The organism is Polaromonas sp. P3_B4 (assembly GCF_056402835.1).
In genome coordinates this window covers 244,380-264,518 of the sequence record NZ_JBFUGQ010000002.1, presented here as the reverse complement: position 1 = coordinate 264,518, position 20,139 = coordinate 244,380, and the positions used below count along the sequence as shown (strand labels likewise).

Annotated in this window: 15 protein-coding genes; 3 read left to right on the top strand and 12 right to left on the bottom strand. The window is 64.2% G+C overall.

What is annotated here, in order from left to right; all coding sequences use genetic code 11:
• Window positions 1–30 precede the first annotated feature (30 nt).
• The 8 genes from AC1DVV_RS18095 to AC1DVV_RS18060 form a co-directional block, all read right to left on the bottom strand.
• Window positions 31–1,500, bottom strand: a complete 1,470-nt coding sequence (locus AC1DVV_RS18095) for an N-acyl-D-amino-acid deacylase family protein (RefSeq protein ID WP_477707228.1) — start codon at window positions 1,498–1,500, stop codon at window positions 31–33.
• Window positions 1,497–2,408, bottom strand: coding sequence for a MurR/RpiR family transcriptional regulator (locus tag AC1DVV_RS18090; RefSeq protein ID WP_457282472.1), 912 nt, complete (start codon window positions 2,406–2,408; stop codon window positions 1,497–1,499). Before AC1DVV_RS18090 ends, AC1DVV_RS18095 begins: the two co-directional genes overlap by 4 nt.
• The gene (locus AC1DVV_RS18085) at window positions 2,409–3,707 is read right to left on the bottom strand and encodes an amino acid deaminase (RefSeq protein ID WP_477701617.1); all 1,299 of its coding nucleotides are present in this window, start codon (window positions 3,705–3,707) and stop codon (window positions 2,409–2,411) included. It lies immediately after the preceding gene.
• Window positions 3,704–4,681, bottom strand: a complete 978-nt coding sequence (locus AC1DVV_RS18080; RefSeq protein ID WP_477701647.1) for an ABC transporter ATP-binding protein — start codon at window positions 4,679–4,681, stop codon at window positions 3,704–3,706. Before AC1DVV_RS18080 ends, AC1DVV_RS18085 begins: the two co-directional genes overlap by 4 nt.
• Window positions 4,682–4,689: 8 nt before the next feature.
• Entirely contained in the window at window positions 4,690–5,721 is a 1,032-nt protein-coding gene (locus tag AC1DVV_RS18075; RefSeq protein WP_457282470.1) for an ABC transporter ATP-binding protein, read from the bottom strand.
• Window positions 5,718–6,557 carry an ABC transporter permease gene (locus tag AC1DVV_RS18070; protein WP_457282469.1) on the bottom strand — a complete coding sequence of 280 codons (840 nt, stop codon included), beginning with the start codon at window positions 6,555–6,557 and terminating at the stop codon, window positions 5,718–5,720. Before AC1DVV_RS18070 ends, AC1DVV_RS18075 begins: the two co-directional genes overlap by 4 nt.
• Window position 6,558: 1 nt before the next feature.
• Window positions 6,559–7,500 (bottom strand): ABC transporter permease, encoded by a 942-nt coding sequence (locus tag AC1DVV_RS18065; RefSeq protein ID WP_457282468.1) that lies wholly within the window; start codon window positions 7,498–7,500, stop codon window positions 6,559–6,561.
• 196 nt (window positions 7,501–7,696) lie between these two features.
• Window positions 7,697–9,253, bottom strand: coding sequence for an ABC transporter substrate-binding protein (locus AC1DVV_RS18060; RefSeq protein ID WP_457282467.1), 1,557 nt, complete (start codon window positions 9,251–9,253; stop codon window positions 7,697–7,699).
• 148 nt (window positions 9,254–9,401) lie between these two features.
• On the opposite strand from AC1DVV_RS18060, the gene AC1DVV_RS18055 reads away from it, so the two are divergent.
• Window positions 9,402–9,791 (top strand): RidA family protein, encoded by a 390-nt coding sequence (locus AC1DVV_RS18055; RefSeq protein ID WP_457282466.1) that lies wholly within the window; start codon window positions 9,402–9,404, stop codon window positions 9,789–9,791.
• Between the two features lie 708 nt (window positions 9,792–10,499).
• Here AC1DVV_RS18055 and AC1DVV_RS18050 read toward each other — a convergent pair.
• On the bottom strand, window positions 10,500–12,368 hold the full coding sequence (locus tag AC1DVV_RS18050; RefSeq protein ID WP_457282465.1) for a M48 family metallopeptidase: 1,869 nt from the start codon (window positions 12,366–12,368) through the stop codon (window positions 10,500–10,502).
• Between the two features lie 102 nt (window positions 12,369–12,470).
• Window positions 12,471–13,109, bottom strand: coding sequence for a 5-formyltetrahydrofolate cyclo-ligase (locus AC1DVV_RS18045; RefSeq protein WP_457282464.1), 639 nt, complete (start codon window positions 13,107–13,109; stop codon window positions 12,471–12,473).
• A gap of 9 nt (window positions 13,110–13,118) precedes the next feature.
• Between AC1DVV_RS18045 and AC1DVV_RS18040 the strand changes: the two genes are divergently transcribed.
• Window positions 13,119–15,248 (top strand): lytic transglycosylase domain-containing protein, encoded by a 2,130-nt coding sequence (locus AC1DVV_RS18040; RefSeq protein ID WP_457282463.1) that lies wholly within the window; start codon window positions 13,119–13,121, stop codon window positions 15,246–15,248.
• Window positions 15,249–15,976: 728 nt separating this feature from the next.
• On the opposite strand, the gene AC1DVV_RS18035 is transcribed toward AC1DVV_RS18040, so the two are convergent.
• Both AC1DVV_RS18035 and AC1DVV_RS18030 read right to left on the bottom strand, forming a co-directional pair.
• Window positions 15,977–17,113, bottom strand: a complete 1,137-nt coding sequence (locus AC1DVV_RS18035) for an anhydro-N-acetylmuramic acid kinase (RefSeq protein WP_477689876.1) — start codon at window positions 17,111–17,113, stop codon at window positions 15,977–15,979.
• Between the two features lie 198 nt (window positions 17,114–17,311).
• The gene (locus AC1DVV_RS18030; RefSeq protein WP_457282919.1) at window positions 17,312–18,676 is read right to left on the bottom strand and encodes a M23 family metallopeptidase; all 1,365 of its coding nucleotides are present in this window, start codon (window positions 18,674–18,676) and stop codon (window positions 17,312–17,314) included.
• 225 nt (window positions 18,677–18,901) lie between these two features.
• Between AC1DVV_RS18030 and tyrS the strand changes: the two genes are divergently transcribed.
• Window positions 18,902–20,134: a tyrosine--tRNA ligase gene (gene tyrS, locus AC1DVV_RS18025; RefSeq protein WP_457282918.1), complete on the top strand. Its 1,233-nt coding sequence runs from the start codon at window positions 18,902–18,904 to the stop codon at window positions 20,132–20,134.
• The last annotated feature ends 5 nt before the right edge of the window (window positions 20,135–20,139 follow it).

The following is a 20,139-nucleotide window of genomic DNA, read 5'->3' as shown; positions in this document are numbered from 1 at the left end:
TACACGAAGTGAGCCCGGACAGGGGTGAATTTACACATGCCGTTTTAACAAGCGCCCGGCGCGCGCCTGCACCCTGACGCTGGCCGCATCAGCAGCGCCGGCAACGTAGGCCAGTTCGCCGTTCACAAAGACTTTTTCAATGCCTTCCGACAGCGCGATGGGGTTTTCGTACGTTGCCACGTCGCGCACTCGGGCTGGGTCCAGCACCACGACATCGGCGTACCAGCCCGGCTGCAACTGGCCGCGCTGGTGCAGGCGGAAGTTGCGCGCCGACAGGCCGGTCATCTTGTAGATCGCGGTCTCCAGCGAAAGCAGCTGCTGCTCGCGCCAATAGCGCGCCAGCACCCGCGGGAAGGCACCCCACAGGCGCGGGTGCGGATGCTTGTCATGCGGCAGGCCGTCGGATCCGATCATGGAAAGCGGATGCGCAATGACGCGCCGCACATCATCCTCGTGCATCTGGAAATAGCAGGCCCCGCCCGGCTGCAGGCGGCGGCAAACTGTTTTCTGGTCGACGCCCCACTCAGCGGCAATCGACGCCAGGGTGCGACCCATCATTTCCGGGTGCGGGGCCGACCAGCTCACCAGCACGTCAATAATGCCGTCGACCAGGTCTTCGCGCAGCACGGTCGAGCCGGCCACATAGGGATAGACATCCATTGCGATGTCCTGGCGCTGCGCCAGCGTGTCGATCAGCGGCAGTGTCTCCTGCGTGCGGCCCCAGTTGGCCGGGCCGGCGCATTTGTGATGCGAGATCACCAGCGGCACACCTGCCTCGAAGGCGCAGCCGGCGGCCTCGTGCATGGCCTCCAGGATGTCGGCCATCTCCGAGCGCATGTGGGTGGCGTAAATGCCGCCGTACCGCGCGACGACGCGCGCCAGCGCTGTCACCTCGGCGGCCGGTGCCGGCATGGCTTCGGCGTAAAAGAGGCCCGACGACAGTCCGATCGCGCCCTGGGCCATGCATTGCTCCAGCAGGGTGCACATGGCGGCCACTTCGTCGGCGGTGGCTGGCCGGTTGAGGTCGTCCACGCAGGCATAGCGCAGCGTGGTGTGGCCGATCAGCGGCGCTACATTGACGGCCGGCTGCGCTTCGGCTACGGCCTGTGCGTAGGCCTCCACCGAAGGGTATTTAAACGAATTTCCGAGCAGGGTGAGGGCGCCCTGCGGCTCCTTCACCACGAAGGGCGCGACCGACAGGCCGCAGTTGCCGGTGACCACCGTGGTGATGCCCTGCGACAGCTTGGGAAACATGCCGGGCGCGTTCAGCACGATAGCGTCGTCGTGGGTGTGCACGTCGACGAAGCCGGGCGCAATCACCAGGCCGCTGCAGTCGTACACCTGGACATCGGACAGAGACAGGCCATCCGGCAGGCCGCGGCGCAAGTCCGGGCCCATGGCCACAATCCGGTCGCCCGCCAGCAGAAGGTCACCTGGTCGTCCAGCCGCGCTGGTGCCGTCCACCAGCAAGCCGTTTTCCAGCAAGGTGGCGCGCGTCATCGTACTTTTCCCATGGTGAGCTTGGCGCCTTCGTCCCAGTCCAGCCGGGGATGGTGGTGCATGTCCACGCCGCGGGTTTCCAGCGTGCGCTGGATGTTGGCCAGCCGGTTCACGGCCTTGTCGCCCAGGCGCTGTGCCACCAGCACGGTGAGGATCTCGATCACCGTCAGGTGCGCCAGGTAAGCCTCGGGGCCCACCGGCATCACCGGGTCGGGCGCCACTTCCACGCCCAGCACGATGTCGGCCAGCGCCGCCAGCTGCGAGCCGGGCTGCGTCAGCGCGATGATGGTGGCGCCCTGCGAGCGTGCCACGTCCACCGCCTCCAGCAGCGAGGGCATGCCGCCGACATGTGTGATGGCCATCACCACGCCGCGCGGGCCGATGGTGGCGGCCGAGATCAGCTGCAGGTGCGGGTCCAGGTAGCTGTTGGAGGCCACGCCCATGCGGTACAGCCGCGCCTGCAAGTCGGAAGCCATGAAGTTGGAGGTGACGCCGACGCCGTAGCAGTCCACCCGGGCGCCGTCGACGATGGCGTCGGCCGCCGCCTGCACTGCCTCGACATTGAGCTGAGCCTGCACGCTGTTGATCACCGTGGTGGCGCCGCGCGTCACCTTGGCGATGACCTGCCGGGTGTCGTCATCGATGCGCACGCGCCGGTTCAGTGGCGAGCCGCCCACCGCCAGCTCTTGCGCCAGCGCCAGCTTGAACTCGCGCAGTCCAGGGTAGCCCAGGTCGCGGCAGGTGCGCATGATGGTGGGGACCGAGCTGTTGGCGCGCTGGGCCAGGGTCTCGAAGGTTTCGTCCAGCACGCGCTGCGGGTCTTCCAGGATCAGGGCCAGCACGGTGCGCCGCGCGGCGGGCGCGCGGTCCATGATCTCGGCAATTTTTTCAAGAACGCGTGGGGTCATTTAAAAGCAGGTGACGATGGCGTCACACACGTTGTTTTGTTCGTCCACCACCGGCATCCAGCGCCATTTATCAAAGGTGGTACAGGGGTGGGAGATGCCCAGCGCGACCAGGTCGCCCACGCGCAGGGCCTGGTGTTCCGGGCCGCTGCCGGCCGGGGTCGCGTGGCGGAGGTAGGCGTGCTGGTCGTTCAGGCCGGCGATTTTCCAGTCGGCCGGCGCCGGCGTCATGGTGGCCTCGCCTGCCCGGCACACGCCCAAGGGCACGGGAAGCTCCAGGTCGTAGGAGATGTCGCGCTTGCCCACCGCGAGAATGGCCAGGCCCGGCTCGGGGCAGGATTGCACCGCCGCCCACACCTGCATCGCCGCGTGCAAGCCATGGCCGCAGCCCATGCGCGCGGCTACCGTATTCATGAAGCGGTGGTAGGTCCCATGGTCGTGCGTCACATAGCAGCCCGAACGCAGCAGGCCCTGCACGGGCCGCGACAGTTTCATCTTCAGGTGTTCGGCTACCAGATCGAAGATGGCGGAGCCGCCGGCCGTGAGGAGGATTTCATCCGTCTCGAACAACTGCTGTTCATCGCAGGCTTGCGCAATGTCGCGTACGCGCTGCATCAGCGCATTGGCGTAGGCCTTGTCGGCGTCCGACTGGCCGGTGGCACCCAGGCCCTCGTAGCATTCGATGCCGACCAGCCGGGTGGCCTTGCCGCTGCGCAGGCGCTTCGCCAACGCGAGCGCCTGCTCGTGGCTGCGGCAGCCAGTGCGGCCGCCGTCCACGCCGATCTCCAGCAGCACGTCGAAAGGCTCAGCGTGTGCATTCACCGCATGCCAGGCTTCAATGAGCTCTGCCTGAGCCAGGGAATCCACCAGAAAAGCCACGCTCAGCCCGGCATGGGCACGCTTGAGGTCGGCTATGCCCTGCAGATCCACCGCCTGGAACACCTGGTTGGCGATCAGGCATCGTTTCGCACCGGCCGTCACGCCTGCGCGCAGCTGCGTCACAGTGGCGAAGGTCAGGCCCCAGGCGCCGGCATCGAGCTGGCGCCGGAACAGCTGCGGCGACATGGTGGTCTTGCCGTGCGGCGCCAGGCCCACGCCGCGGCTGCCGGCGAAACCCTGCATCCATTGCAGGTTGCCGGCCAGGGCGTCCCGTCGGATCACGGCCAGCGGCAACGGCAGGTCGCCGCGCAGCACGTTCCAGCCCTGGGTGCCGACGGCCGAGCGGCGCAGCGGCGGGCTGTGGTGTGGAAAGCCCTTCCAGGAGGCGTCGAGCAGGGGGTCGAGAATGTCTTGCAGTGTCATGGTGTCGTCAATGATTCAATGTCGTCGCGGATGCAGGCTTTCAGGCGGCCTCCGCCCATGTCGCGCGGCTCCGGCCGCGTCTCGGCACAGGCGTCGATCGCATGCGGGCAGCGTGTGCGAAACACGCACCCCGAAGGCGGGTTGACCGGGCTGGGCATGTCGCCTTTCAAGGGCACGTGCACCATCTTCAGCGTCGGGTCAGGCTTGGGCGAAGCGGCCAGCAGGGCCTGGGTATAGGGATGCAGCGGCCGCGCGAACAGCGCCGCTGTCGGCGCTACCTCCATCACCCGGCCCAGGTACAGCACGACCACCCGGTCGCACAGGTATTCCACCACATCCAGGTCATGCGAGATGAAGAGCATGGTCAGCTTCAGGCTATCGCGCAAGTCACACAGCAGGTTGACCACCTGCGCCTGGATGGACACGTCCAGTGCAGAGAGCGGCTCGTCGGCCACGATGAATTCGGGCTGCACCGAGAGGGCCCGCGCCACGCCGATACGCTGGCGCTGGCCGCCGGAAAACTCGTGCGGGTAACGCGCCGCGTGCTCGGGCGGTAGCCCCACCAGCTGCAACAGCTCGGCGATACGCTGCGCAGTCGCCTCCTTGCCTTTGGCCAGGCCGTGCACCTGCAACGCCTCGCCCAGGATGTCGCGTACCCGCATCTTGGGGTTCAGGCTGGCGTACGGGTCCTGGAAGATCATCTGCAGCTTGCTGCGCAGCGCGCGCATGCGGCCGCTCGATGCTGCGCCCAGGTCCTCGCCGCGGTAGCTCACTGTGCCGCCGGTGCTGTCGACCAGGCGCAGCAGGGCGCGGCCAATGGTGCTCTTGCCCGAGCCCGATTCGCCCACCAGGCCCAGTGTCTCGCCGGGATGGATCACGAAGGACACATCGTCCACCGCGCGTACCGGCCGCACGGAGGAACCGAAGAATTTCTGCAGGTTGCGCACCTCGATCAGAGGTGTGACGGCGGGCATCTGTGTGCTCATGCGGCCTCCGGCACCAGGATGCAGCGGGCGCTGCCGCCGGCTTCGTCGTTGCGCAACGCCGGCATGGCGTCGCGGCAGGCCGCGATGGCCTTGTCACAGCGCGGCTCGAAGGCGCAGCCCGGTGGCGGCGCCAGCGGGCTGGAGACCTGGCCGCGGATGGCGTAGAGCCGGCGCTTGCCTCCCGCCGCATGCGGGCCCTCGCCGTCCCCTGCCGGCGCCCGCCCGCGCTGCTGCGCCGGCAGGCAGGCCAACAGGCCCTGCGTGTAAGGATGCTGTGGCCGTGCGAACAGGTCGTTGACGGGCGCGGCCTCCACGATGCGGCCCGCGTACATCACAGCCACGTCGTCGGCATGGTGGGCCACCACGCCCAGGTTGTGGGTGATGAACAGGATGCTCATGCCGGTCTCAGCCTGCAGCCTGCGCATCAGCGCCAGAATCTGAGCCTGGATGGTCACGTCCAACGCGGTGGTGGGCTCGTCGGCGATCAGCAGCGTCGGGTCGCAGGCCATGGCCAGCGCGATCATCACCCGCTGGCGCATGCCGCCGGAGAGTTGGTGCGGGTATTCATGCAGGCGCTGGGCAGCCGCCGGGATCTCCACCAGTTCCAGCATGCGCAGGGCCTGGGCCAGGGCGGCCGCATGGCCCAGGCCCTTGTGCAGGCGGAGCGTCTCGGCCACCTGCTCGCCCACGGTGAAAACCGGGTTCAGGCTGGTCATCGGCTCCTGGAAGATCATCGCCACCTCGTTGCCGCGGATGGCGCGCATGCGCGGCTCGGGCAGCGTCAACAAGTCCAGTGTCTCGCCGGCGCGGTTGACGAACAGGGCCTGGCCGCTGACCTGTGTCGAAGCGGTTCGCGGTAGCAGGCGCATCAGCGTCAGGCTGGTGACCGATTTGCCCGAGCCCGATTCGCCGACGAGGGCCGTGGTCTTGCCGGCACGGATGTTGAAGCTCACGTCGGCGACGGAGCGGATCAGGCCTTCGTCGGTGTCGAAGAAGGTGGAAAGGTGGCGTACTTCAAGACGGTTCACATCGATTTCCGCAGGCGCGGATCCAGCAGGTCGCGGATGCCGTCGCCCAGCAATTGGAGCGACAGCGCGGTAAGGATGATGGCCAGGCCCGGGAACAACACGATCCACAGCGCCTGGTGGGCGTATTGCTGGCTGCCGGCGACCATGGTGCCCCAGGTCGGGATTTCGGGCGGCACACCCACCCCCAGGAAAGACAGCGCGGCTTCCGCCAGGATGGCATAGGCGAAGATGAAGGAAGCCTGCACCAGGATCGGCGACATCAGGTTGGGCAGCACATGGCGCCAGAGGATGCGCACGGTGGAGACCCCGACGGCGCGCGCCGCTTCCACAAAGAGCAGCTCGCGCACCACCAGCGTCGAGGCGCGCACCACCCGCGCCACGCGAGGCGTGTAGACCAGCACCAGGGCCAGCACCACGTTCAGCATCGAGGGGCCGAGAATGCCGACCAGGGCGATTGCCAGCAGGATGTCGGGGAAGGACATCATGGCGTCGACCACCCGCATGACGGGCGCGTCGAGCCGGCGAAAGAAACCTGCAACCAGGCCAAACAAGGTGCCGGCCACCACCGAACCCAGCGCCGTCAGCAGCGCGATGGTCAGCGAATAGCGACCGCCGAAGGCGATGCGGGCAAACAGGTCGCGGCCCAGTTCGTCGGTGCCGAACAGGTGGCTGGAAGAGGGTTGCGCGAGGCGCTGGCTCACGGCGGTCTCGTTCGGGTCCAGCCCGCTCAGGGGGCCGGCGAAGAGTGACACCAGCACCACCACGACCAGCGCGATGGCCGCCGCCAGCACGATGCGGCGGCGAAACAGCTTGCGCAGAATAAGAGGAAACTGCATGTCAATACTTCACACGAGGGTCAACGACCGTGTAGAGCAGGTCGATGGCGAAATTGATCACCACGTAGATCACAGCCACCACCAGCAGCGCACCCTGGATCACCGGGTAGTCGCGCCGGATCACCGCGCTCACCACCAGGTTGCCCACGCCGGGTAAGCCGAACACCGTCTCGGTGACCACCGCGCCGCCTATCATCAGCGCCACTGTCAGGCCGAGCACGGTAACGATAGGCACCAGCGCATTGCGCAGCGCATGCTTGAGCACCACCACGTTTTCCGAAAGTCCTTTGGCCCGGGCAGTGCGCACGTAGTCCTCGCCCAGCACATCCAGCATGGAGGCGCGGGTGAAGCGGATGATCAGCGCCGAATTGAGCACGCCCAGCACCGTGGCCGGCAGCACCAGGCAGTGGATGCGGGCCGCCAGCGAGGCGCCCGGCTCGCCATAGCCCGAGACCGGAAACCAGCCCAGCGAGACTGCGAAGATCTGCATCAGCACCAGGCCGAACCAGAAGCTGGGGATGCTGGCGCCCAGCATGGCAAAACCGGTGAAGGCCTGGTCGACGGCCCTGCCGCGATACACGGCCGAGACGATGCCGCAGGGCACGCCGATCAGCGCGGCAATGGCAATCGCCATCAGCGAGAGCAGGGTCGTGGGCTCGGCCCGCTCCCACAGCGCCTGGGTTACCGGCCGTTGCAGGAAGATCGATTCACCCAGGTTGCCGCGCGCCAGCTCGCGGACCCACAGGCCGAACTGCACCGGCAGGGGCTTGTCCAGGCCATAGACCTTCTGCACGCGCGCGATGTCCTCGGCCGTGGCCTGGTCGCCCAGCAGCACGGCGATCGGGTCACCCGGGGCGGCGCGCGTGAGAATAAAAACCAGCACTGCCACGATGGCCATGACCACCAGCATGCCGCCCAGCCGGGACAGGAGGTACCGTGTCATGACATTGCTCTATTCATAAAGGGGGAAATCTCTTTATCCATCCAAGGGCGTCCTGTCAGCAGCACTAAACCCGATCCGAGACGAAACGAAACAAGCCAGTCAAGTCGCGGAACCGGCTTTGCCGGACCGCAGGCGGGCGGCCCCCATACGTGAGGAAAGGGGCAGCGGCCCACACGCAGTGGGGGAGCGTGGGGGCTCAACTCTTCAGGCTGGTATTCCAGAAGAACGGGTAGGTGTAGGGGGTGTAGCCCTGCAGCGCAGGGGCACGCGCCGACAGGCTGGCGAACTTGCCCACCTGGATGTAAGGCACCTCGTCATAGACCACCTGCTGCACCTTGCCCCACAGCGCGCCGCGCTTGGCAGGGTTCGACTCCTGGTTCAGCGCGGTCAACGCCTCGGCCTTGGCGGGCGAGCTCCACCAGCCCGGCGCGCCGTCGCCCAGTTGCGGCGGCGAAAGCATGGGTTCGGGAAACAGGCCCGAATGGGTGATGTAGATGTCCCACAGCTTGGGGTCGGCGCGGCGCTGCAGCAGCGTTGCCCACTCGACCACGTTGAGCTCGGCCTTGAAGCCGGCACGCTTGAGCTGCTCGGCCATGATCAATGCCATGTTGTAGTGAAAGTCATACTGCCGGCTGGTCAGGATGCGCACCGGCTCGCCCTTGTAGCCGGCCTGCTCGGCCTGGCTCTTGGCCTTCTTGGCATCGCGTTCGTTATAGGCTGCGGTGCCGGCGGTGGAATAAAAAGGCGTGCCTTTGGGGAAGTGGTTGCCTTCGGCGATGAAAAAGCGCGTGTCGCCAAAGCCCGCTGCCAGCATCTCGCCTTCCCCCAGCGCGGTCTGCACCGCCTTGCGTACAGGCTGCCGTGCCAGCGAGCCTTCCTTGGTATTGAACACCAGGTAAGGAAAGCCGAACGAGGGCGTCATGATGGGCACGACCTTGCCACCGGCTTTTTCCAGCCGCGGCAGCGCCTCAATCGGCAGCAGATCGGCGTAGTGGAACTGGCCGGCCAGCGCACCCTCCACCCGCGTGTTGGCATTGGGCACCGGTACGAAGCGCAGTTCCTCCACCACGGCCACCCGCTTGCCGCCGTAGCCGCTGGCAGCTTCATTGCGCGCGGTGTAGCCATCGAAGCGGGTGAGCAGCACATACTGGTCGGGCTTGCGCTCCTTGAACTTGTAGGGCCCCGTGCCCACGTATTCGCGCAGCGGTTGGGCCAGCGATTCCTTGGCCATGATGGCCGCCATGCCCGAGGCCATCGCCAGCTGCGAGAGCAGCGGCGCATAGGCGTTCTTCAGGCTGATCTCCACACCGTGCGGGCCCTTGGCCGACAGGTCGGCCACCTGCACCGCCACCGACTTGCCACGCGGCGAGACTTCCATCCAGCGTTTCAGGCTGGCCACCACATCGTCGGCATGAAGCTCGCGCCCGCTGTGCAGCATCACGCCCTTGCGCAGTGCGATGCTGTAGAGCTTGCCGTCCGCCGATATCTTGGGCATCGCCTCGGCCAGCATCGGCACCAGGGCCGCCTTGGCGTCGAAGGTGAACAACGGCTCGTAGACGTGCTGCATGATGATGCAGACCAGGTCGGCCGGGGTCGACTGGATGTCCAGCGTCGGCGGCTCAGCCACCATGGCCAGGTTCAGGGCTGACTTCCCCGTCTGCGCGGCGGCCGGACCGAAGCCGGCGCCGGCCGCACCCAGGGCCAACAGGGAAGACAAGGCAGTGCGGCGGTGCATGCGAATTCCACGGATCATGACAACTCCTGATTGAAGTTAAATTTCAAAAGTGAAGATTAATTGATCTGAAGATGATCATTTTCAGGATAAACCCGAGTATTTGCGCATAATCATGAAAATATATTTCAGAATTTGCCACAAAAGAGACTAGAAAAAGGAGTTCTTCATGCCTCTCGAACATTTCGGAAATCCTCCGCTGGCCTCCGACCGCCAGCCCCGCCCGTTCTCACCCGCTGTGCGCGCCGGTGACTTCATCTATGTCTCCGGCCAGGTGCCGGCCAATGAAAACGGCGAGATCGTGACCGGCGGGATAGAGGTGCAGACCCACCAGGTGATGAAGAACCTGCAGGCGGTGCTGGCCCTGGCCGGTTGCACGCTGGACGACGTCTGCAAGAGCACTGTTTGGCTGCAGGACGCGCGCGACTTCGGCAGTTTCAACCGCATCTACATGGGCTATTTCGGTGATAAGAAGCCAGCCCGTTCGACGACCGAGGCGCGGTTGATGGTGGATGCGCGGGTGGAGATTGATGTTGTGGCTTACAAGCCCAAGGGCTAGGCCCGGTTTGCTCCGGCGGGGCGCCCTCCTCTGAATCATGCTGGCCGGGGGTTGCCCGGCATGCAACTCACTTTCTTTTGCTTCGCCAAAAGAAAGTAAGCAAAGAAAAGGCGACCCTGGTTCCTGCGTCCCTTCGCTGCGCTTCGGGCAACCTGCGGTGCTCGGTCCAGCCGGGGTCAAAAACAACTCGCTTCGCTCAAACAAGTTTTTGCCCTGATCCGTCTGGCCCTCCGCTCCTCGGCGCATCCACAAGGGGGTGGGAGAGGAATACCGAACAGCCAACAACCGAATACCAGAACCCGAATACCTGAAGAAACAAGGACACGCCATGGCGTGTCCTTGTTGGTATTGGAGTTGGCATTTGTCTTCAGTCCCCGCTCCCGATTGCCCCTTCTGTCTGCGCCGAGGAGCGCAGGTTCAGGCGGATCAGGGATCGCGATTGTCTGAGCGAAGCGAGTTCGAGCGAGACCCCGCCTGGACCGAGCACCGCAGGTTGCCCCGCAGCGAAGCGCAGGGGTCGCAGACAGCAGGGTCGCCTTTTGGTATTCGCATAACTTCGCTTTGCGAAGTGAGCGAATCCCCACTACGTGACCTTTGGTGACTTTCTTTTGGCGACGCAAAAGAAAGTTACTTGCCGCCGGGCAACCCCCGGCCAGCAACTCTTAGACGAGCGCGCAAAGGCCGGAGCAAGAACCGGCCGATAAAAGCCTACCCCGCCAGCTGCTTCCGCATCACCTCATGCCGGTGCCGGTAAGTCCCCAGCACCTCTTTGAACTGCTCCCGCTGCGCACTGATGCCGGGCAGTTTTACCTTGGTTGTCTTGGCACCCAACAGGCCTTTTTCAGTCAAGGTAACCGTGAGGACATCGCCGCCAAAACCGTTTTCATAGCCAAGGTTCTGGATGTCATCCCACGAGAGTTCATCGGGCTTGCCGGGCAGCTGCAGTCCGCTGTATGTCACACCGACAGAGAGAGTGCCCTTGAGCTGAAACAGCACAGGAGGAAAGTAGCGCAGCACCAGCGCCTGCTCCATGTCATTGTCCGGCCCATAGCGGTAAGCGAGGGTACGTTCATGGTCAGCGGCAAAACCCTGCTCGTAGGCCGACCACAGTCGTTGCTCAATCTGCGGCGCGGTCTGTATGTCGTCAGCCCAGTTGCGCGATGGTGGATCAGTCACGATGGCGCCGAAGGCGTCGGGCTTGACCAGGTGACGCACGTTTTTCATGCGATCCAGCATGGCCGGATGCGAATCAAACGGATGAGGCACGCTGGCTGTTCCCATGGCCTTCACGAATTTGGTAGAGGCGGCGTAGGGTGCCAGGCCCGAGGCCACAAACTGCGCAATGCCGAGTTGCTGGCCGTGCTGCCGGTCGTGCTCGAACAGTTCACGCTCGATTTCCGACCGGTAGCTCGCGTAGGCGGTAATCTTGATCAGCGATTCCACAATGGCCTGCGGCGAAACCAGCTTCGCGGCGGCGCGGTCGGCCTTGAATTCGCGCTCGCGGCTGTCACGCATCAGCGCGAACTCAAAGATCACCCGGTACAGGTACATCAGGTGATAGACCGCCACCGTCAGGCCGCCGCCACGCATCAGGCCGAGGTAGTGGTCGTACTGCACAAGCTTGGGCCCAAGCCGGGCGCTGCTGGCGGCATCGCCACCGCGAAAATGCGCGAGCTCATGGCCCAGCACGGCATCGGCCTGGGCGCGATCCAGCAGCCGCAGCAGCGGAAGGCTGACAAACAGCGTGCGGCCGGTGAGCGCCTGGCCGGCCACGGTGAGCGGCGCTTCGGTGACAAAAAAATTGGTGTCGATGCCCGCCACGATCTGTTTGGGCGGTGCGGTCTTCAGGCGTGCGGCCAGGGCGCGGGTGTTGGCCCACAGGCCCGGCGCGTCGCCATCGCTGACCAGTTCCCCGTCAATGGTGTTTGCCATGGCGGGGCGCCGCAGCAGTCCGGCAATGGCAAAGAACACCGCGACAGCCACCACAAAGCCGATCAGCGCGATCAGCTTGATGTAATACACGTGAAAGAAGAATGCCGTCACCCAAAAGGACAGCCAGACAAGCATGGTGCCCTGCACCAGCATTTGCGCCGCGCTGGCCAGGCTCAGCAGGCGCCAGCCGGTCACAAAACTCAGGTATTGGGCCTTCCGGTTCCAGAAAGCCACGGCGCCCAGCAGTAGTTCCACCAGCAAGATGGCCACACCGCCGGCAATCGTCCATTTGGCGATGACATGCGCTGCGTAAAACTGCCAGACTTCGGAGAACGGCTCGCAGAACATGTCCCTGTCCTGCACGAGGTCGGCGTTGGCGTCGGCGCATATACGGGAGACCGGGTTGTCACGGTAAAACTTCTTGGTTTGCGCCTTGCTTTCGGCGGACATGCTCGAGTCCTGGTCGACCTGCCGCTCTATCGACTGGATGATGGTGCGGTCGAGTTGCTGCTGTGCATGCCTGGCAAACAACAGGGTTGAACCCGGAACCAGAAACAGCGTCACCAGCGCGAGGGCCAGAACTTTCAGCAGGTCCTTCCTGATCCTGCTGCTGACCGTATTGCTGTCTTCTCCACTGCCTGCCATGCTCCGCTCCCTGTTTTTTTAGTCATTAACCGCTTTGCTCGAGTGGCTAATATACCGGCCCTTCTCACCCGCGAAGCCGGGAGGCTGTCGGGCGCCTGACGGTCACACCGGCCAGACCACGCCCTTGTCGTTCAGGATGGCATCGAGCGGAATGTCGTGCGGCTCGGGCTCCATGTCGGGCAGCCAGCCCTGGGTATAGCCCAGGCCCACTGTGAAGGGCCGTGGCTGCAGCGTGGCCAGCGTGCGGTCGTAAAAGCCCCCGCCATAGCCCAGCCGATAGCCCCCGGGCCCGTAACCTACGCAGGGCACGAACAGCAGGGTGGGAATAATCACCTCTGTATCTTTTGGTTTCGGAATGCCGTAGGCGTCTTCTTCCATGGGGCAGCCCGGGTACCAGGCATGGAAAGTCAATGTCTTGTGCAGCTTGTTGACCACCGGCAGACCGATCTTGCGCGGCGATCGCGCTGCTATGCTTTCAGTAGCTAGTTGCGCACGTTCCACTTGGTCCAGCGCCGGATTTGATGACGAATCCTGGCTCAAAATGGCATCTTCCTGCCAGCGGTACAGCGCAGGCAGCGGATCGAACTCGCCCTTGATGGGCCAATACGCACCAATCACCTCGTGCGTGGAACCTACCAGCCAGATGCGCATCACACGCTGCAGCAGGTCAGCCCGCACCAGGCGGTCAGGCATGTTCAGTCGCGCTTCCACCAGCGCCTTGCGTGTGCTTAATTTGTCCATAATGTCCCGATGCTATACAAATTTCTTAACGGCCCGGTACGTGCGGCCGCCCTGCCTGCCATTTTTTCCGCAATTGCCTCCCTGACGCTGCTCGTCCCTGCAACCGCCCAAACCACCCTTCCCGCAAGCGCCAGTGCAGCTGACAACGTGATTGTGGAGATGAACAAGGCTTTCAAACGCGGCGACAAGGGCCGGCTGGCACAACTGCTGCCCCAGGCCCGGGGCCATGCGCTCGAACCCTGGGCCGCCTACTGGGAGCTCAAAGCCCGCCTGGGCGAAGCCAGCGCACAAGAGATGCAGGACTTTTTCGGACGCTACGCCGGCACCTACCAGGAAGACCGCCTGCGCAATGACTGGCTGCTGCTGCTGGGCCAGCGCCGCGACTGGGCCGGCTTTGCCGCTGAATACCCTAACTACCGTATGAACGACGACAAGGAGGTGCGTTGCTACGCGCTGCTGGTCGAACACCTCAAAAATCCGGCGGCTGATGCGCGCCTGGCCGACGAGGTGAAGAAGAACTGGTACGCGCAACGCGAGGCAGACGACGGTTGCAACTCGGCCGCCGAGCGGCTGGTCGGTACCAAAAACCTCACACCGCAGGACGCGTGGATCAAGGCCCGCCTGGCCACTGAAGCCAACCGGCCCCGGGCAGCGACAGGCGCCGTGCAGATCGTTGCCCCCGATGCCGTTGGCATGGTCAATGAACTGAACGCCAGCCCCATCAGGTTCCTGGCGGGCAAACACCTCGCGCTCAGCAAGGCGCGGCGCGAAATCGTCACGCTGGCGCTGATCAAGATGGCGATCAGCGACACGGACGGAGCGGCATCCCAGATGGAAAACAAATGGGGCATGCAGCTGAACACGGAAGAGCGCAACTGGGTCTGGGGCGTGATCGGCAGGCAGGCCGCCACACGCCTGGGCGCCACACCGGCCGGTGACGCACTGCAATACTTTGCCAAGGTCACCAAGGACACCGACCTCACCGACGACATGCTGGGCTGGAAAGTCCGGGCCGCATTGCGCGCGGGCACACAGCCCAACTGGACGCTGGTGCTGGCAGCGGTCAACGCCATGAGCGACGACGCGCGCAAGGACCCCACCTGGAGCTACTGGAAAGCGCGTGCGCTGCTGGCCACCGCGCCGCCCGACGTGGCGCCCAAAGGCCCGATCGTCGTCGCGACCACACCCGGCGTGACGCAAACCATCAGCACCGGCATCACCATTGCGCCGCAGCGGGCCGAGGCCCTGGCCTTGCTGCAGTCCTTTGCATCGGCCCGTGGTTTTTACGAGCAGCTCGCGCTGGAAGAGCTGGACCAGAAGATCACGGTGCCGGCCAGGCCAGCGCCGCTGACGGCCGAGGAAAAAGAAACTGCACGGCTGAACCCGGGCTTGAACCGCGCCGCTTATGCCATCGCCATCGGCCTGCGCCCCGAAGGCACGCGCGAATGGAACTACAGCACCAACCTGCACAAGCGCGGCGGCATGGCTGACCGCGACCTGCTGGCAGCCGCCCAGTTCGCCTGCGACCGGCAGATCTGGGACCGCTGCATCAACACCAGTGAGCGCACCAAAGGCGAGATCGATTTCGAGCAACGCTTCCCGATGCCGTTTCGCGAAACGGTGACCAAACGCAGCCAGTCCATCAACCTGGACCCGGCCTATGTGTATGGCCTGATCCGCCAGGAAAGCCGCTTCATCATGGACGCCCGCTCCGGCGTGGGCGCTTCCGGCCTGATGCAGGTCATGCCGGCGACGGCACGCTGGACCGCCAAAAAAATCGGCCTGGAAGGTTTCACGCAAGAGCAGCTCAATGACCGCGACACCAACATCGCGATCGGCACGGCCTACCTCAAGTTCGCACTGGACGACTTCAACGGCTCCATGCCCATGGCCGCAGCCGCCTACAACGCCGGCCCCGGCCGTCCGCGCACCTGGCGCAACGGCCCGGTGCTGGACGCGGCGATCTGGGCCGAAAGCATTCCTTTCAGCGAGACGCGCGACTACGTGAAAAAAGTGCTGTCCAACACCACCAACTACGCGGCCATCCTGACGGGGCGGCCGCAGTCGCTGAAAGCCCGGCTTAGCACCGTGGGGCCGAGGGATGCGGCGCAGCCGGAACCTTATAAAGATTTGCCTTGAAGTCCTTTAGGGATGGGCGCGAACAGCTATTGAATTGATAGCGGTTTTTAGGATCGTCATTGATTTGACGGCGCGCTCTTTGCTGAGGGTAGTTGGCCGGGGGTAGCCCGGCAGCTACTCACTTTTCTTTTGCTTCGCCAAAAGAAAAGTAAGCAAAAGAAAAGGCGACCCTGCTGTCTGCGACCCTCCGCTTCGCTACGGGCAACCTGCGGTGCTCGGTCCAGGCGGGGTCTCGCTCGAACTCGCCTTCGGCTCAGACAATCGCGATCCCTGATCCGCCTGAACCTGCGCTCCTCGGCGCAGACAGAAGGGCCAATCGGGAGCGGGGACCGAATACCGAAATACCAGGAAACCAATACCAACAAGGACACGCCATGGCGTGTCCTTGTTTCTTCTGGTATTCGGGGTTCTGCCTTTGGCTGTTGGGAGTTCGGCTGTTCGGTATTCCTCTCCCACCCCCTTGTGGATGCGCCGAGGAGCGCAGGGCCAGACGGATCAGGGCAAAAACTTGTTTGAGCGAAGCGAGTTGTTTTTGACCCCGGCTGGACCGAGCACCGCAGGTTGCCCGCAGCGAAGCGTAGGGACGCAGGAACCAGGGTCGCCTTTTCTTTGCTTACTTTCTTTTGGCGAAGCAAAAGAAAGTGAGTTGCATGCCGGGCAACCCCCGGCCAGCTACCCTCAGCAAAAAGCGCAACGGCAGAACAAGACCGACCACTATCCTGCCCAACCTAAGCAGGATAGACCGCCCCCAGCACCCGCAACCCCTTTGCCCCCGTCACGCTCGGCAAGTTACCAGGCCTGCGCAACACCGCCTGCTGTGCCAGCCATGCAAAGGCCGCCGCCTCCACCTGCAAAGGCGGCAAGCCATGCTGGCCGGAAGTCTCAACCTTGAGCTGCGGCAACCCGGCCTGCAGGCGCCCAAGAAGATGGGTATTGAACGCGCCGCCGCCGCAGACGATCAGCAGGCTGCTGGATTTTCCATGGCTGTTGACGTCCGCCGCGCAGGCGCTGGCCGTGAATTCAGCGAGGGTGTTCTGGACATCTTGCGGCCGCGCCGCAGAAAAGGGCGCGAGTTTGCCGGCCAGCCAGGTCATGCTGAAAAGATCGCGGCCGGTGCTTTTGGGAATCGGTTGCGCAAAGTATGGTTCGTCCAGCAGGCTGGCCAGCAGGTCCGGCAACAGCTTGCCCGTGGCCGCCCAGGCGCCGCCGGCGTCATAAGACTGACCGGTGTGTTGCAGGCACCATGCATCCATCAGGGCGTTGCCCGGTCCGCAGTCAAAACCCAGCACGGGTGACGACGCGCCAGGCGGCAGCACGCTGAGGTTGGAAATGCCACCCAAATTCAGCACCGACACCGTGGCGTCGGCATGGCCGAAAACGCCCTGATGAAATGCCGGCACCAGAGGTGCGCCCTGGCCACCGGCCGCCACATCGCGGCTGCGAAGATCAGCCACCACATCGATGCCCGTGAGCTCTGCCAGCAAAGCCGGATTGTTGAGCTGGAGCGTGTAGCCTGCGCCCGCCGGGTCGGGGGATGTTCTGTGCGGCTGGTGCCGCACGGTTTGGCCATGCGCGCCAATGGCGCGAACCTGCGAGGCGACGATCCCCTGTGCAGCAGCCTGGACAAGCAGCGCAGCGACGACTTTGGCATACGCCGCCGCGATGTGATTGGCAGCAACGGCGGCCCGGTGCAGTTCGTTGTCCGTGGGCGAATTCAGCGCCAGCAGCTCCGCGCGAAACACACCATCAAAGGATTCCGTCGCCGCGGCAAGGACGCGCAGCTTTCCACCGGAAAGATCGACCAGCACACCATCGGCACCGTCGAGCGAAGTGCCTGACATCAGGCCAATGTAGTAATCGGACATTTGCCTATTCTGCCGCAAGGCTCCCATCTAGCGGAGCTGCAGACACGGCAACCTTCAAGAGGCAGGAGCTACACGCAGTGGGCAAAGGATTCCGGTTTTTGCCAGCCGGGGCCGCGGGACTGGCTTTGCCAGACCGCAGGCGCAGCGCCCCTCGGGGGGCAGAGAGCTACACGCAGTGAGCGAACGTGGGGGCTCTAGCTACTCAGCGCGGGTCTGGGTGATGGTCGAGGCTGCCAGAAGCTGAGTCTTCACGCCCGCTGAGAGCTCCCTGAATGCCGGCATGGCAGCCGTAGACACGGGAATGGTCTCGCTCTGCTTGGCGATCGTCATCGGGTCCTGCTGGGTACCGTTGACGCGGAACTCGAAATGCAGGTGTGGGCCGGTGGCCCAGCCGGTGGAGCCGACGAGACCGATGGTCTGGCCCTGGCTGACGTTCTGGCCGCGCTGCACCATGATTTTGCTCAGGTGGGCATAAACAGTTTCATGGCCGTTGCGGTGGCGAACGAACACCACGTTGCCATACCCGTTTTGGACACCCGAGAACTCCACCACGCCATCGCCGACGGTACGTGCAGGTGTTCCCGTAGCCGCTGCGAAGTCGGTGCCCAGGTGGGCGCGCCATTTTTGCAGGATGGGGTGAAAGCGCATTGAAAAGCCGCTGCTGATGCGCGAGAACTCGACGGGCGAGCTCAGGTAGGCGCGGCGCAGGCTCCGGCCGTCGAGCGTGTAATAGCCGCCCCTGTTGGCAGCGCCCGTGGCGTCCACGCCCGGAGGCTGGAACCACATGGCCTGGTAGGCCTTGCCGGCGTTGACAAACTCGGCCGACAGCACGCGACCGGTGCGCAGCGGCTCGCCGTCGGCTTCCAGGCTTTCATAGACCACGTTGAAGCGGTCGCCCTTGCGCAGTGCGCGGCGAAAATCAATGTCACTGGAGAAAATTTCGGCGATCTGCACCGCCACGCCGTCGGGGATGCGGGCGTCGTCGGTGGCGGCGAACAGCGAGGTCTGGATGCTGCCGCTGGACAGGCGCGCAGTAGCCACGTACGGGGCGGTTTCAATGCGCGAGCTGAAACCGGCGGCGCCGCGCTCGACCACCAGGCGCTTGAACATCGTTTCGTCGTCAGTGGGCCAACGCATGCTGAGCTTGAGCAGTTGCTGGCTGTCGCTGGCTTCGGCGGTTACGTTCTTTCCGGCACGGCCCGACAGCAGCAGGCGCGCATTGGCGTCGCTGCGCAAAAAGGCGGCTGCGGCGCTGTCGTCGATGTTCAGGCGCTTGAGCAGGGTGTCGGCGGTATCGCTGCTGCGGGTGCTTTCCGTGCGGAACAGCTTGAAACGGAAATCGGTGAGGGAATCGGTCTGTATCTGCGTGGGCAAAGGCTCGACCGCTTCGAGTATCTGGCGGACCGGCAGGTTGGCCGCATCGGGTGCCAGGGGCGCAACGCCGAATGCGGTGACACCTGTGCCCAGCAGCAGCGCTGCAAGGCTGGCGGTGACCCGTTTGGGATGGCGACGGAGGCTGTCGGCGATCGGCAGCAGTATCTGGGAGGGAGATGGCAGTGGCAAAGCAGTATTCCCAACAAAAGTGCATCGGGCGCTGCGCGAGCACCGGACTGCTGTATAAAAGGTGGAGAGCTTTGGCGGCCAGCCCTGGATGCAGGGGTGGGGCCGGAGCCATCCGGTTATGAGTTTCCTGATCAGCAAATTGCAGGCCAACTAAAATGGCTCCGCCGCTGCAGGAGAGCCGCCAGTATATCTGTCGGACAATTCCCCGACATGTGAAAAACCCTTATGAATCAAGAGCTTGTTACAAAATTCCCCGTCACCGACCGCGTCAGGGAGGCCCTGGCTGTGTCCCTGCGCGGCTGCGATGAGCTGATCCCGGAAAACGATTGGATACAAAAACTGGCCAAATCGGAGGCCACGGGCGTCCCGCTGCGCATCAAACTGGGGCTGGACCCGACGGCGCCTGACATTCATGTCGGACATACCGTGGTGCTGAACAAAATGCGTCAGCTCCAGGATCTGGGCCATACAGTCATTTTTCTTATAGGCGACTTCACCAGCCTGATCGGCGACCCGTCCGGGCGCAACACCACACGACCCCCGCTCACGCCCGAGCAGATCAAGGTCAACGCCGAAACCTACCGCGCCCAGGCCGACAAGATCCTGGACCCCGCCAAAACCGAGCTGCGCTACAACAGCGAATGGAGCGAACCGCTGGGCGCCACCGGCATGATCAAGCTGGCTTCGCATTACACCGTGGCCCGCATGATGGAGCGCAACGACTTCAACGACCGCTTCAAGGCCGGCACCCCTATTAGCGTGCACGAGTTTTTGTACCCGCTGATGCAGGGCTACGACTCGGTCGCGCTCAGGAGCGACCTGGAACTCGGCGGCACCGACCAGAAGTTCAACCTGCTGATGGGCCGGCACCTGCAGCAGGAATACGGCCAGGAGCCGCAGTGCATTTTGACCATGCCGCTGCTCGAAGGCCTGGACGGCATCGAGAAGATGTCCAAGAGCAAGAACAACTACATCGGCATCAGCGAAGACGCCAACACCATGTTCGCCAAGGTGCTGTCGATCTCCGATGTGCTGATGTGGAAGTGGTACACGCTGCTGTCGTTCAAAAGTGAAGCCGACATCGCCGCACTGAAGGCCGAAGTGGACGGCGGACGCAACCCCAAGGACGCCAAGGTCGCGCTGGCCAAGGAAATCACGGCACGCTTTCACTCGGCTGCAGCAGCCGACACCGCCGAGCAGGACTTCATCAACCGCAGCAAGGGCGGCGTGCCGGACGAGATTCCCGAGGTGTCGCTGTCCGGTTCGCCGATGGGGATAGGCGCGCTTCTCAAGGCGGCTGGCCTCGCGCCCTCGGGCAGCGAAGCCACGCGCCTGATTGAAGGCGGCGGCGTGCGGATTGACTCCAGCGTGGTGAGCGACAAGGCGCTCAAGCTGAACAGCGGAACGTATGTGGTGCAGGTGGGCAAACGCAAGTTTGCCCGGGTCACGCTGGCCTGAACTGC

Excerpts from the sequence above, each read along its gene's own strand:
- AC1DVV_RS18050 (WP_457282465.1), bottom strand. The coding sequence starts at position 12,368 with ATGGCAGGCAGTGGAGAAGACAGCAATACGGTCAGCAGCAGGATCAGG.
- AC1DVV_RS18045 (WP_457282464.1), bottom strand. The coding sequence starts at position 13,109 with ATGGACAAATTAAGCACACGCAAGGCGCTGGTGGAAGCGCGACTGAAC.
- AC1DVV_RS18055 (WP_457282466.1), top strand. The coding sequence starts at position 9,402 with ATGCCTCTCGAACATTTCGGAAATCCTCCGCTGGCCTCCGACCGCCAG.
- AC1DVV_RS18095 (WP_477707228.1), bottom strand. The coding sequence starts at position 1,500 with ATGACGCGCGCCACCTTGCTGGAAAACGGCTTGCTGGTGGACGGCACC.
- AC1DVV_RS18060 (WP_457282467.1), bottom strand. The coding sequence starts at position 9,253 with ATGATCCGTGGAATTCGCATGCACCGCCGCACTGCCTTGTCTTCCCTG.
- AC1DVV_RS18035 (WP_477689876.1), bottom strand. The coding sequence starts at position 17,113 with ATGTCCGATTACTACATTGGCCTGATGTCAGGCACTTCGCTCGACGGT.
- AC1DVV_RS18040 (WP_457282463.1), top strand. The coding sequence starts at position 13,119 with ATGCTATACAAATTTCTTAACGGCCCGGTACGTGCGGCCGCCCTGCCT.
- AC1DVV_RS18080 (WP_477701647.1), bottom strand. The coding sequence starts at position 4,681 with ATGCCCGCCGTCACACCTCTGATCGAGGTGCGCAACCTGCAGAAATTC.
- AC1DVV_RS18090 (WP_457282472.1), bottom strand. The coding sequence starts at position 2,408 with ATGACCCCACGCGTTCTTGAAAAAATTGCCGAGATCATGGACCGCGCG.
- AC1DVV_RS18065 (WP_457282468.1), bottom strand. The coding sequence starts at position 7,500 with ATGACACGGTACCTCCTGTCCCGGCTGGGCGGCATGCTGGTGGTCATG.
- tyrS (WP_457282918.1), top strand. The coding sequence starts at position 18,902 with ATGAATCAAGAGCTTGTTACAAAATTCCCCGTCACCGACCGCGTCAGG.
- AC1DVV_RS18085 (WP_477701617.1), bottom strand. The coding sequence starts at position 3,707 with ATGACACTGCAAGACATTCTCGACCCCCTGCTCGACGCCTCCTGGAAG.
- AC1DVV_RS18070 (WP_457282469.1), bottom strand. The coding sequence starts at position 6,557 with ATGCAGTTTCCTCTTATTCTGCGCAAGCTGTTTCGCCGCCGCATCGTG.